Below are 13,417 nucleotides of genomic sequence, written 5' to 3'. Positions count from 1 at the left end.
TATGCTATATGGTGTTGTGATGATTAGTCAGCAACAAGTTCTTGATACTCTTCGTTGTTCTCAAGATCTTCTTCAACTTCCATATCCATGTATTCAACATTTAGTTGTGTCATGGCAGTCACTTCAACCGCTTCTTCTTCGGCTTTGATGTCGGTGCGCATTTGCTCAAGAGATTGTTCTACGCTGATAGCAGCAACACGAATTTGCTGTGCTTCTTGCTGAGTAACAGCTGAATCTTCAGCAGCAGCATTAAATGCGAAGAATGGTAGTACCGTTGCAATTGCAATTAAAGTCTTTTTAATGTTTCTCATTTGAATAACCCTCGTTTCTTAACTGCGGCTATTAAACCAGTGCAACATTAATTTAACAAGTAACGGTTTGATCCGCTTTGTAATGCTTTGTAATAGTGCACAAAAGCCGGTTACAAACTGGCTGAAACCACCATATTTTGTAAACAAAGCGTAGATGTCGATCACAAACGCACGTATAATTCGCATTAGAAATAGTAATGGAACCATGCATCATACACATGTCGACTCGGTTACCCCCATTAAATGCCTTAAAATCTTTTGAAGCGTCAGCAAGACACCTTAGCTTTACCAAGGCTGCCAATGAGCTGTTTGTTACTCAAGCAGCGGTATCGCATCAAATCAAGGCGTTGGAAAGCTTTTTGGGTATTAAACTGTTCAAACGCAAGAATAGAGCTTTGCTGCTAACCGAAGAAGGGCAGTCGTATTTTCTCGACATTAAAGATATTTTTATCGCGTTGCAGGATGCGACGCAAAAATTATTGGCGCAAGGCGAGAAGGGCGCCATCACGGTGAGTATTCAGCCGAGCTTAGCGATTTTATGGTTGGTGCCAAAATTAAGTGAGTTTCATAAACTCTATCCTGATATTGATGTGCGTATCAAAGCCGATGATGACGAAGACGATACCTTAGTCGACAGTGTCGATATTGCTTTTTACTACGGCCGGGGCCCTTGGCCTAATGTTCATGCACAAAAAATATTTACCGAGTATTTGATTCCAGTATGCTCGCCGATGTTATTAACGTCAGAGCAGCCGATCATCAATGTAGATGATTTACAGCATCATACTTTACTGCATGATAGCTCAAGAAAAGACTGGAAACGCTGGTACAAGTCCTGCGCACTGAGTTCAAAAAAAGTGGAACAAGGCCCTATTTTTAGCCATTCGGCATTGGTACTGCAAGCGGCGATTCATGGTCAAGGCGTCGCTTTGGTAAATAATACCTTAGCCAAACCAGAACTTGATGCCGGCAGGTTAGTGATGCCGTTTGAACAGGTATTAGTAAACAAAGACGCTTATTATGTGGTCTGCCGTGATGAGCATTTGGATACGCCGCGGATAGCACAGTTCATTGAATGGGTGATACAAGCCGCAGAGCAAGAACAATTTAACCCGGAGGCTGGTTAGTCCAATGAGTGTTGTTGACGATTTAACATGGCATTTAGATAAAGCCGACAACGCCATAGCGTCGATTATTTTCGCCCATGGTGCTGGCGCTGCTTTTGACAGCGAGTTTATGCAGATTGTGACCGATGGCCTCGTCGCCAAAGGCATTAATGTATATCGCTTCAATTTTCCTTATATGCAGCAACGGGCGCTCGATGGCAAACGCCGACCGCCAAACCGTATGCCTGCGCTCGAACAAAGTTTTGCTGAACGGTTGGCAAAATATAATGATGATTTACCCTTGTTTGTCGCAGGTAAGTCGATGGGCTCTAGAGTGGCGGCATTAGTCAGCGACCATGAAAAAGTACTTGGGGTTGTTGCCTTAGGTTACCCGTTTCATCCGCCAAAGAAGCTTGAAAAAACCAGATTGGAGCCGTTACTGCAGGCGACTAAGCCAGTACTTATACTGCAGGGTGAGAGAGATGCGTTGGGTAATAAGCAGGATATTGACGGCTATCAGTTACCCAAGACAATTGAATTGCAATTTTTCGCCGATGGCGATCATGATTTGAAACCAAGAGTTCGTTCAGGTCATAGTCATCAGCAACATTTGGCACAGGCGATTGCATCTATGGTGCAATTTATGGAGCAACACTCATGATCCGAGCTAGCTTAGCCGCATTTGTCGGCGTCAGCGGTGCAAGTCTGGTATTATTCAGCGCGTGGTTGTCTCATGGGGCCAATGATTTGCCGCCGCAAACATTGAAAAACCTGATCATTGCCGTCAGTTTTGGTTTTGTTCATATATTGGCGTTAGTGTCGTCAATCAGCTTATTTGAGCAACATATATCGGCAAAAGTCGCCAGTTATGGGTTTGTGACTGGCATAATATTGTTTTGTGGCTCTATCATTACAAAAAGCTTTTTACATATCGGCTTTTTGGCTAATGTCGCTCCAGTCGGTGGTATGGCTTTTGTTTTAGGCTGGTTATGCTTGGCTATTTCTATAGGAAAAAAACATTAATGAATGTCATTTATTTATATTGTCGTCCCGGTTTTGAAAACGAGTGTGCGGCAGAAATACAAGAAAAAGCCGGTTGGAATGATATCTACGGGTTTATCAAACTGAAGAAAAATGAAGGTTTGGTGGAATTTCATGTTTATGAAAAAAGTCAGGTAGACGTGCTTATTCAGAAGCTACCATTAACCCGCCTGATTTTTGCTCGCCAATGGTTCGCGGCGTTAGGTGAACCATTAGAGTTACCTGAATACAACCGTGTTGAAGCGATTGCCGAGCAACTTGGCGATGACTTTCGTTATGAAGACTTGCGGATTGAAACCTTAGATACCAATGATGGCAAAGCATTAAGCAAATTTTCTCGTAAATTGTCTGTGCCATTGCGTCAGCATTTGCGAAAGTCTGGCGTTCTCGCTGAAAAAGAGCAGGGCGAACAAGGCCGCGGAGCAACCAATTTGCATGCTTTATTCTTCTCTGGTCAGTTAGTGCAATTGGGCTATTCGTATGTCGCAAACAGTTCGCCATTAGCTATGGGCATTCCAAGGCTAAAATTCCCGTCTCAAGCACCAAGCCGTTCAACTTTAAAACTTGATGAAGCGTTTTTGTATTTCGTTCCGCGCAGCGAATGGGATACCCGCTTAACGTCAGGCCTTAATGCCGTTGATTTAGGATCAGCACCCGGAGGTTGGACTTATCAATTGGTTCGCAGAGGCATGATGGTCAAAGCGGTTGATAACGGACCTATGGCAGATAGTTTGATGGATACCGGACAAGTGAAACACTATCAACAAGACGGTTTTAAGTTTCGTCCATCGAAGAAGAACAACTACTGGTTGGTTTGCGATATGATCGAAAACTCAACTCGCGTTGCAAAATTGATGGCCAGTTGGATTGTCGATGGTGATTGTAAAGAGGCTATGTTTAATTTGAAATTGCAGCCAGGAAAAACTCGTTACCAACAAGTGATGAAAAATTTACAGCAAATCAAAGATACTATGTCCGAACATGATATTTGGTACGAAATGTACGCCAAACACCTTTACTACGATCGTGAAGAGGTGACCGTACACGTACGTGTATTGGGCAATAAATAATCGTTATTGCCAATATGCATTAAAAGGTCGACAAATGTCGGCCTTTTTTTATGTTAACGCTTTATTGAAAATGTCCGCTTTTACACAGGCGGTGAGCAATAAGTAACCATTATTGTCTTATTTGACAGGCCAACATCTAGTTAACCTCTAGCTAACCTCAATTTAACATCAATTATGCTAAACCCCAATTAACATAGGGCCTTTAACCGCCTAGTATCAATTTTGTCGTTGGATAAAAAGAATAAATATCAGGCTACATTGTTAAGACACTTGTCTGGCAATCTGTCTTTTTGAAACTTAAGGCGGCAAGCTTTTAGTTTATGGACAAACGAAAAATTCAGAGTCTACACTCCCTTACTGAATCGTAGCCCACAATCTAACGTTTGCTGCCTTACCCAACCATTCGATTGCAACAAGAGTGCAATCATTGATTCTTGTTGCTTATAAAAATAATAACGAAATTCTAGGTAGTTATATGAATTCAAAGCAATCTCACAGACGGTTTAAGCGCACCACGCTTGCCCTCGCGACGTCTTTGTATGTCGGTGCTACGGGTGTTGTCGCGTCGGAAGGTACGACCTCGACAAGCGATGCCAGTACACGAAATCATACATTCCATCAGCCTACATTTACCGCTGAGCAAGTACGTCAATACAATGAAGACAGAGTACAAGCGCTAGCCGATGTGCAGCAGTTACTTGGTCATAATCAATTAGGCGAAGCCAATCGCATCTATAAAAAGCGAACCCCGCGCGATATCTATAATCCAGATATGGATACCGATAACGTCGACTCGTACATAGTGCAATTAGACGACCAGGCCGTGTCTGTATATGACGGTCACATCCATGGTTTGGCTGCCACACGCAGTGTTAACCGCGGCAGTGTCGTGGCGGATGCAAAACTCAACGTCAATACCAGCAAAGTTCAGCAATACAGTGATTTTCTAATCAATAAACAAAATGACTTTGCTAAACAAGCGCAAAAGCAAGGTATTGGTCTGCGTGTTGAAAAGCAATTTACCTTAGCGACCAATGCGATGGTCGTAAAAATGGACAAAGCGGATGCCGTAGCTATGTCTAAGTTGCAAGGTGTTTATAAAATCACACCTAACCGCTTGTTAGAATTGAACTCTGATCGTGGTCCACAATTTGTCGGTGCAGACAAAGCATGGAGTGGCGAGGTAACACCAGATGGTGTTGGTGTTCAAGGTGAAGGTATGGTCGTTGGTATCATCGATACCGGTGTTAATACCGATCATGAAGCGTTTGCCTCAGATGAAGATTATAGCGCTATCCGTGGTGATGAAGCCGGCATGTATTACGGTGATTGTGCCACCGACTACCCTGAGCTTTGTAACGATAAATTAATCGGTGTTTATTCATACCCAGAAGTTACTGTTGCTAATAATTACCCTGCCTCTGGCAGCTGGCGTGACCGCAAACCTGAAAATGGTGAAGATTACAATGGTCACGGTTCTCACGTAGCAGGTACTACGGCAGGTAATGTCATCAAAGATGTGCCTCTTAAAGTCAGCGCTGGCGAGTCTGTTAGTGATGGTATCGACGTACCATTTACCTTTGCACAGACAAGCGGTGTGGCGCCGAGAGCACATATCATTTCTTACCAAGTGTGTATGCCAGGAAACGGCAATGATGAGTATGCAGGTTGTCCTACATCAGCGATTTTATCCGCCTATGAAGACGCGATAAAAGATGGTGTCGACGTGATAAACATGTCGGTTGGTGGCGGTGAACGCTTCTCTTGGGACGATCCTATCGAACTAGCCTTGCTATCGGCACGTGAAGCCGGTATTTCAGTTGCGGTAGCAGCAGGTAACTCTGGCCCTTACTATTACAGTGTCGGCCATGCTTCACCTTGGGTTACAACCGTTGGTGCATCAACCCATGACCGTGTTATGGACACGGGCTCGAAAACTATGGGCGACTTCCAAGCAGGTGGTTTGCCGTCTTACCGTGTGCCACAAACCATTAATGGTAAGAGTTACAGTGGTGCAATTACTGGTAAATTAGTATTAGCGGAAGATTATCCAGATCCGAACCCAAGTGATGGTTTTGATGCTGGTCTTTGTGTTGCGCCATTCCCTGCAGACACATTCGCAAGTGACGAAATTGTATTGTGTAATCGCGGCGAGAACGCGCGTGTTGAAAAAGCACAGAACGTAGCTGACGGCGGTGCAGGCGGTTTTGTATTGCTAAATGCCAGACAACAATTTGGCGCGCCACCGGTGGCAACCAATGTTGTTGCTGATGTTTATGCCATCCCTGGTATTCACATTGCATACAGTTACAGCAATGACACAAAACTAAAATATTGGGCTCGTAATTCAAGTGAGCCAATCGTTACCATTAGCGATTATGAAAACACCTATGAGTTTGTTGAAGAGGCGGGTAATAACCTAGCGATATTCAGCTCTATGGGCCCATCACGTTTCCATGATACGTTAACGCCGGATGTGACGGCACCGGGTGTGGCAATTTACGCACCATATGCCGATGAGCAACCATTTACACAATACCCAGATGCTCGTGACTGGAACTTCTTGCAAGGTACATCGATGGCATCGCCACATGTTGCCGGTGCGATGACCTTGTTAGAGCAAATGCACCCTGAGTGGACGCCAGCGCAAGTACAATCCGCGTTGATGATGACGGCAAATGACGTCATGTTAGAAACCTACTCTGGTCGTGTTGAAGCCTTCTATAACTTTATGGCAGGTGCTGGTGCAATTGATGTCGCTAAAGCGGCACAAGCGGGCTTAGTACTTGATGAAACCATCGAAAACTACCGCAATGCTAACCCTGAAAATGGTGGTGTTGCCAATTGGTTGAATCTGCCATCTATGGTTGATATGGATTGTGAAAACTCTTGTAGCTTTATGCGTAAAGTAACCGCGACTATCGATGGTAGCTGGACAGCAGAAGGCATTACCAATGGTCATATGGCCGATGCTGGGCATGAGCTAACGGTAACACCTGCGCAATTTTCTCTTAAAGCCGGTGAGTCGCAAGACATTATTGTTAAAGTAACCGTACCAGGTTTGATTGAAAACTTTATCGAGCCGGAAGATCCAGGGCAAAGCTGGAAGCTTGATAACAACAATATGTTGTTAAATGGTCAGGTGATCTTAACTGAGGTGAATAACAACGCACCGGTATCAAGAATGCCTGTTGTGGTTGCGTCTGTGCGTGATCAATTGCCATCAAGCTTAGATTTAGATATTCACCGCGATCAAGGCGCTGAAACCATTTGGGTTAATACCGATAACTACAGCGAGTTCACTGCACGCAGTTTTGGTATGGCTAAGCCTGAAATGACTGACTTTAGTATGTCGGGTATTCGCTCAGCGTATCTTTCTCACAACAACGTGACAGGATCTGGTTGGTATACCTACACCATTGAAGTACCAGAAGGCACGAAAGCGTTAATGGTTGAGTCAATGTCAGTAGAAAGCGACGATGTAATGGTTGACGCCAATGACAAGTTTGCTCGCTTTAGACCGTGGCTATTAGTTGGTAAAGACAACAATGAAAATGGCGGATTCGTGCCATCAACAATTTCACAAGAAATTGCTGCTGAATTGTATGATGAGCGAATTTGTGACTCTACCAGTTCATCATTGCATAACCATTGTTACATCATGAACCCAGAGCCAGGTACCTATTGGGTTAGTGCCTTTGGTTACACCCGCCGTATGGACTTTGCTGATGCAAACTATCAAGTATCTGTTGGTCATGCGTTTATCACTGACGACAGCGATATGGGCAACCTAACGGTAACAGGCCCTGAGTCACACGATGGCAATGGTCATTACCCATTAGAGCTAAGCTGGAATTTAGCGGATGCTGAACAAGGTGATGTATTCTTTGGTGGTTTTGATATGGGTAACATGCCAGGTGCTGAAGGCACATTAGGCTTTACTGCATTAAAACTAGCCCGTGGTAAAGATACCTTTAACCTGAATGTTAGCCAAGATAAAGCCCGTAACATGGACATCATTGACGTTAGCGTTGAATTGATGGCAAATATGGAATCTGATGATCGTAACTATGACATCACCCTGACCATGCCAGAAGGTATGCGTATTGCACCGATGACATTCAAAGGTAATAACAATGCCATTGAAGAAGCGGTGATGATCGATGAAAACACCATGCAGTTATCCGGTACGCAATTGGCTACTCGCAATGTTGAAGCTCGATATGAAATGACCACCAATCTGACTTCAGAGCAGTGTCATACACCTATCATTGATGAGTATTCAGACGGTGGTTATATCGATTTTGCAGACTTTAGAATCCCACCTAACCAAACGTGGTTCGAAGGTAACTATCGTGATGATTTTGCTATCCCTATGTGGTGGTTAACGCAAGGCATGCAAAACGATGATTTCGATATCTATAACGAGAAATCTGCCGGTTTGATGAAATTCAACCCAAGTGGAGCGTTCCAGTTAGTCGATTCTTACTGGCCTATGCGCAACCCAACCAACTTAGGTAACTTGATTCATGCGATTGCTCCTATGTGGGTTGGTAGCATGGAAGCCGAGTACTACAAGCGTATCGTTGGCAATGTTAAAGACTATCGTGGTTTGACAATCGCTGGTCAGTACGCAAGTGAGCGTCCTGATATTGGTGATGTGTTGTTCCTAGAGTTTGATGACATGCGTGATGCCAATACTGGTGAAACTTTCGATTATGAAATGATCCTGCGCGCTGGTGTTGATGATCATGACGGTATGCACGAAGTGATCTTCGCTTACGACAACCTTGGTACATTACCTGAAGGTACTCTTGGCTTAAGTGGCTTTAAATCGCCGTTCTTGACCAATGTTGGTCCAACAGATGGTTTCTTAAAAGAGCAGCCTGTGTTTGGTGACTTGGGTGAGTTTTTGCAAGACGATTTGGTGGTTTGTTTTGACTACCAAGGTCCAGAGCAATCTCAAATCAAAGTTAACTTTAAAGCGGTTATTCAGCCTGAAGCGGTTGGCAAAACTGTTGATATCGTGGTTGATTACGATTTAGATGGTCAAGACTCAGCACAAGTTGTGCACTCTATTATGGTGAACAGCAACATTAAAGTAGCTGATATGTCTGATATGACGGTTGCAGAAGACGGTCGCATTGATGGTATCGAAGTGATGCACATTGATACCAATGCGGTTGACAATGCATTGCAAGTTAGCGGTGAGCACATCAGTGCTGAAATCGACGGCATGAGCTTCAATCTTATTCCTGATGCCGATTTCTTCGGTGAAACTGAAGTAACAGTTTCGGTATACGATATGGAGCACAACAGTGACTCAGCTAGCGCTACCTTTATGTTAACGGTAACGCCAGAAGACGATATGCCTTCGGTATCATTTGCAACCGAGAGTATTGAAATCGAAACTGGTGATTCAGTAACTCTGTCGGCAATGGCAATTGATGTAGACGGTGATGCGTTAACCTATAGCTGGTCAGGTCCGGGCACCATGACCGATGCTGATACCGCAACACCAACTATCAGCGACCTTGATGAAGGCAACCACACGTATGAAGTGACTGTTTCGGACGGTAAGCACGACGTTACTGCATCAATTGATGTAAGTGTTGTTAAGAAAATCAAAGAAAAATCAGCTGATGAAGAAGAAGAGGACGACGATTCTTCTAGCGGTAGCTTGTTCTACTTATTGCTTTTCTTACCATTATTAGCGCGTCGCGCGGTATGGAAAAAGTAACACGGTAAAAGACGTATTTGTCTAAATAACAAAAAGCCGACACTCAGGTGTCGGCTTTTTTATGTGTTAAGCAGCATTAACGAGCGTTAATGCTAATCGTCTAACCAGGGCGATTACAAACGTTCTAACAAGGCGTCTGTAAAGTCTGTGGTGCCGTGCTCGCCACCTAAATCACGGGTGGTGCGATCACCGGATTCAATAACCTCTTTTAAGGCATTGCGGATCTTCGTTGCTTGCTCAGCCATACCAAGGTAATCAAGCATTTGAATAGACGCTAGTATTACCGATGATGGGTTGGCAAGGTTTTTACCAGCGATATCAGGGGCGCTACCATGAACCGCTTCAAAAATGGCACAGTCTTTACCAATATTGGCACCTGGGGCCATACCTAAGCCGCCGACAAGACCTGCACAAAGATCAGAGATGATATCACCAAATAAGTTGGTGGTTACAATCACATCAAATTGCTCAGGGTTCATCACCAATTGCATACAACAGTTATCAACGATCATTTCCGCTGACTCAATATCAGGATAACGCTCGCCGACTTCTCGTGCTACTTTTAAGAACAAACCTGAAGTTGATTTTAGAATGTTGGCTTTATGTACCGCAGTTACTTTTTTGCGGCCTTCTTTGCGCGCTGTTTGGTAAGCAAATTCAACGATGCGCTCGGCACCTTCGCGGGTAATTTGACTCATCGCTTCAGCGGTTTCACCATCGTCTGATACAACTTGGCCCAAACCAGAGTACATACCTTCGGTATTTTCACGAATGGTTAAAATATCGATGTTTTGATAACGAGCACGGGTGCCTTTGAAAGACAATACTGGGCGTAGGTTGGCATACAACTGAAACTTCTTACGCAAGGTGACGTTAATCGACGTGAAGCCTTCACCGACAGGTGTCGTCAACGGGCCTTTAAGGGTAATTTTGTTTTTTTCAATTAACTCTAATGTTTGCTCAGGAACCAGCTCGCCATGCTTTTCTAATGCGGTAAGGCCGGCATCGGCAAATTCGTATTCAAAATTACACCCGGCTTTGTCCAATACTTTTATACACGCATCGATGATGCTTGGACCGATACCGTCACCTGGGATCACTGTGATTGTTTGTTTTGTCATGGGTCTTGCCTTAAATCGAGAGAGGGATATCGGTTTATTGAAAATCGTGGCGCGAGCAACAGATATAAAAAAACCGCCTATATTTAATGGCGGTTTTATATCAAAAATGACGTAATATTTCTAGTTAGAATGGCAAATGGCGATGAATTAGGCGGTTTTATCGTCAATATAGTGCCTTTTTGTAGTAAAATGACAAATATCGTCCGAGTTACGTAAACTCACGCACATTGATTATTTTGTCGTTATTGATTGTCAAAAGTGGCGACATAGCTCTTATAATCGTTGTAGGCGCTTTCACCTATGCCAATTAAACTGCCATTTTTAAATAATAACGCCGTACACTCATCTTGCGTTGTTTTACCATCTGAGTGGCGATGCTGAGTACGATAAAAGGTGATCTGATAGTTATCGCTTTCAACTTTTTTCGCTTCGGTAATATCGGGGCTACCAATATCCAAAAGGATGGTGTCTAAATCAACCTTTTCGAGTTGCAATTTAGCGATGTATTGGCGGTTATAACCTTCTTTTTCATCCCATTGCATTTGAGCGGATTGATCATCGTCTTCATAATAATGTATTAGACCATAGGCAAAGGCTCCGTAGAGTCCCATTGCCAAGGCTATCCACATGACAACTTTACTGTTCATTTAAGCTTCCTGATTAGCTACTACATCGTTTGCATTATTGTTTACTGGCAAACGAATATCTTTCAGATTAAACCCTAAAGGTATATCTTTCTTCAATGTTAACAACTGCTGATAAAGTTTGATCTGCATTTCGTGTTCTTGCAAATTTTTACGCATCGAAATCTTAAGATCCGTTGCCGCCAAAATGCCACTTAATGAATGATACTTACCAAGCAGTTCAACTGCGGTAACAGGACCAATGCCCGGAACACCTGGTATTTTATTTGTGGTGTCACCGGTTAGAGTCCAATAGTCGATTAATTGTTCCGTGTTTACGGCAAATTTAGTTTTGACATAGTCATCATCAAAGTCACGCTTATTAAAATAATCATACACTTTAATATGATGGCCAAGCAGCGGTAAAAAGCCTTTATCGGTGGAGATAATCGTAGTGTTTTGGCCTTTTATCGCCATTTTTACCGCCAATGTGGCGATTAAGTCATCCGCTTCATCACTTTCAGACTCGAGTGAATCGACACCATGGGTTAAAAAACTGTCTTGCATATCAGCAAGAGAGTTGGCCAGGTGCTCTGGCATTTTCTTGCGACCTTTTTTATAGTCCGCGAATAATTTATGACGCCAACATTGCCCTTGACCGTCAAACACCGCCAACGCATGAGTGGGTTGGTGTTGACTGAGTATTTTTTGTAAAGCGCTGTTGGTATGTACCTTAGTATTATGAATTATTTGCGCTAACGTCTTATCTGACAATTGATCTAGCATCGCATAAGGACGCTCCTGAGCCGCGTAAATACGGCGGATCAGGTTCATTGCATCGATAAGAACTAAATGAGCTTGCATTGTTGCTATTTAATATCCGTGTTATTGAGAAACTATTTTATAGCACGGCGTATATTCGCCTTGCAGTTTCATCCGTTGTTGTTTAACAAATGATGATAACAGGTTATCCATGTGTGTCATAATTTCTTTGTCACCGGATATTTCATAGGGGCCATGTTGGCGAATATTTCGCACCCATTGCGGTTTTACATTACCCGCCACTATGCCTGAAAACACTCTGCGTAAGTTCGCTGCCAACTCATTTACCGGCATATCTTTGTTGATGCGCAAATCCGCCATATTGTCATGACTTGGTTCAAATGGTTGTTGAAATTGCGCTTCAATTTCTAAGGTCCAGTTATAGTGATAAGAATCACCGACTGCTTTGCGGTAACTGATCACCGAATTAACCTGATCTTTTAGGTATTGGGCAACCTGCTCAGGATCATCAATAATAATGCTGTACAGGTTTTGCGCTTCAGCGCCTAACACCTCGCCAATAAATTTGTCTAAATCGGCAAAATATTGCGCCGCTTCTTTAGGGCCGGTTAATACAATCGGTAATTTTTGTAACTTGTTTTCTGGGTGCAATAAAATGCCTAGCACATAAAGCAACTCTTCGGCGGTACCGGCACCACCTGGGAATATAATCAAGCCATGGCTTAAACGCACAAAAGCTTCCAAACGTTTTTCAATGTCCGGCATGATCACCAGTTCATTGACTATGGTATTAGGCGGCTCGGCAGCGATAATGCTTGGCTCAGTTAAACCGACATATCGACCGGAGTCATTACGTTGTTTAGCATGACCAAATGTCGCACCTTTCATTGGCCCTTTCATTGCCCCAGGGCCACAACCGGTACATATATTGATGTGTCGTAAGCCCAGTTCATAACCGACTTCTTTGCAGTATTTGTATTCCACATGGTTAATCGAGTGACCACCCCAACAAGTGATAAGCGACGGGTCTGCTTCAAGCTTTATCGCATCGGCATTGCGGATAATGTCAAAAACAATATGGGTGATCAGGCTTTGCGGCCTAGGTTTAGGTTGTGATAAATAGCGACTGGAGATAAATAAGATATCGCGTAACACCGCCGACAACTGTTCTTGAATACCTTTGATGATTTTACCGTCTACAAAGGCATGGCTTGGTGGGTTAATTAAACGTAGTTTAACGCCACGCTCTCGTTTAAGTACTTGAATATCAAAATCTTTGTATGTTTCGTAAATGGCTTCAGCATCGTCGGTAGTACTGCCAACGTTTAACACCGCGAGCGAGCAGTTGCGATAAAGCTGATAAAGTTCTGAATTGGCAGAATGCTGGAGAAGATCCACTTCAAGTGGCGAAAGAAGACACATGTTGCCGACTGGGTTCAATTCGATTTGCATAGGCACCCCTTAAAATACGACTGGCGCAAAATAGTAGCTATTGTTATATAGCGCGAAAAGCCAAGCTAATTATGACGTTATGATAAGTTTTAACTTGGTCTATTTATCAGTTTAGTGCAAATTAAAATTGTAACAAGCAATGACTCGTTAAGTCATTGCTTGCAAACATA

10 protein-coding genes are annotated in these 13,417 nt (G+C 43.4%); 5 read left to right on the top strand and 5 right to left on the bottom strand.

The genetic code is table 11. From position 1 onward, the window contains the following. Positions 1–23: 23 nt before the first annotated feature. Positions 24–311 carry a hypothetical protein gene (locus tag E2K93_RS01970; protein ID WP_135437473.1) on the bottom strand — a complete coding sequence of 96 codons (288 nt, stop codon included), beginning with the start codon at positions 309–311 and terminating at the stop codon, positions 24–26. Between the two features lie 218 nt (positions 312–529). Between E2K93_RS01970 and E2K93_RS01965 the strand changes: the two genes are divergently transcribed. The 5 genes from E2K93_RS01965 to E2K93_RS17835 all read left to right on the top strand — a co-directional run bounded on the left by E2K93_RS01965 (position 530) and on the right by E2K93_RS17835 (position 9,268). Continuing rightward, entirely contained in the window at positions 530–1,438 is a 909-nt protein-coding gene (locus E2K93_RS01965) for a transcriptional regulator GcvA (RefSeq protein WP_135440382.1), read from the top strand. Positions 1,439–1,442: 4 nt separating this feature from the next. Continuing rightward, positions 1,443–2,078, top strand: coding sequence for an alpha/beta family hydrolase (locus E2K93_RS01960; protein WP_228445445.1), 636 nt, complete (start codon positions 1,443–1,445; stop codon positions 2,076–2,078). After that, positions 2,075–2,440 carry a DUF423 domain-containing protein gene (locus E2K93_RS01955; protein WP_135437472.1) on the top strand — a complete coding sequence of 122 codons (366 nt, stop codon included), beginning with the start codon at positions 2,075–2,077 and terminating at the stop codon, positions 2,438–2,440. Before E2K93_RS01960 ends, E2K93_RS01955 begins: the two co-directional genes overlap by 4 nt. After that, complete coding sequence (gene rlmM / locus E2K93_RS01950; RefSeq protein WP_135437471.1) at positions 2,440–3,528, top strand: 23S rRNA (cytidine(2498)-2'-O)-methyltransferase RlmM; 1,089 nt, start codon at positions 2,440–2,442, stop codon at positions 3,526–3,528. Before E2K93_RS01955 ends, rlmM begins: the two co-directional genes overlap by 1 nt. 475 nt (positions 3,529–4,003) lie before the next feature. Beyond that, a complete protein-coding gene (locus E2K93_RS17835; protein ID WP_135437470.1) occupies positions 4,004–9,268 on the top strand; it encodes a S8 family serine peptidase in 5,265 nt (1,754 codons plus the stop codon). Between the two features lie 113 nt (positions 9,269–9,381). On the opposite strand, the gene E2K93_RS01940 is transcribed toward E2K93_RS17835, so the two are convergent. The 4 genes from E2K93_RS01940 to ppnN form a co-directional block, all read right to left on the bottom strand. Beyond that, a complete protein-coding gene (locus E2K93_RS01940) occupies positions 9,382–10,389 on the bottom strand; it encodes an isocitrate dehydrogenase (protein ID WP_135437469.1) in 1,008 nt (335 codons plus the stop codon). Between the two features lie 242 nt (positions 10,390–10,631). Beyond that, complete coding sequence (locus E2K93_RS01935; RefSeq protein ID WP_135437468.1) at positions 10,632–11,036, bottom strand: DUF3192 domain-containing protein; 405 nt, start codon at positions 11,034–11,036, stop codon at positions 10,632–10,634. After that, a complete protein-coding gene (gene xni, locus E2K93_RS01930) occupies positions 11,037–11,876 on the bottom strand; it encodes a flap endonuclease Xni (RefSeq protein ID WP_135437467.1) in 840 nt (279 codons plus the stop codon). A gap of 21 nt (positions 11,877–11,897) precedes the next feature. Continuing rightward, positions 11,898–13,247 carry a nucleotide 5'-monophosphate nucleosidase PpnN gene (gene ppnN / locus E2K93_RS01925; protein ID WP_135437466.1) on the bottom strand — a complete coding sequence of 450 codons (1,350 nt, stop codon included), beginning with the start codon at positions 13,245–13,247 and terminating at the stop codon, positions 11,898–11,900. Positions 13,248–13,417: the final 170 nt, after the last annotated feature.

It is taken from the genome of Thalassotalea sp. HSM 43, assembly GCF_004752005.1.
GTDB lineage: Bacteria > Pseudomonadota > Gammaproteobacteria > Enterobacterales > Alteromonadaceae > Thalassotalea_A.
The sequence above is the reverse complement of the archived record's forward strand: the minus strand, read 5'-3'. Positions and strand labels throughout refer to the sequence as shown.

Coding starts and splice junctions, on each gene's coding strand:
- E2K93_RS01970 (WP_135437473.1), bottom strand. CDS start 311: ATGAGAAACATTAAAAAGACTTTAATTGCAATTGCAACGGTACTACCA.
- E2K93_RS01965 (WP_135440382.1), top strand. CDS start 530: ATGTCGACTCGGTTACCCCCATTAAATGCCTTAAAATCTTTTGAAGCG.
- E2K93_RS01960 (WP_228445445.1), top strand. CDS start 1,443: ATGAGTGTTGTTGACGATTTAACATGGCATTTAGATAAAGCCGACAAC.
- E2K93_RS01955 (WP_135437472.1), top strand. CDS start 2,075: ATGATCCGAGCTAGCTTAGCCGCATTTGTCGGCGTCAGCGGTGCAAGT.
- rlmM (WP_135437471.1), top strand. CDS start 2,440: ATGAATGTCATTTATTTATATTGTCGTCCCGGTTTTGAAAACGAGTGT.
- E2K93_RS17835 (WP_135437470.1), top strand. CDS start 4,004: ATGAATTCAAAGCAATCTCACAGACGGTTTAAGCGCACCACGCTTGCC.
- E2K93_RS01940 (WP_135437469.1), bottom strand. CDS start 10,389: ATGACAAAACAAACAATCACAGTGATCCCAGGTGACGGTATCGGTCCA.
- E2K93_RS01935 (WP_135437468.1), bottom strand. CDS start 11,036: ATGAACAGTAAAGTTGTCATGTGGATAGCCTTGGCAATGGGACTCTAC.
- xni (WP_135437467.1), bottom strand. CDS start 11,876: ATGCAAGCTCATTTAGTTCTTATCGATGCAATGAACCTGATCCGCCGT.
- ppnN (WP_135437466.1), bottom strand. CDS start 13,247: ATGCAAATCGAATTGAACCCAGTCGGCAACATGTGTCTTCTTTCGCCA.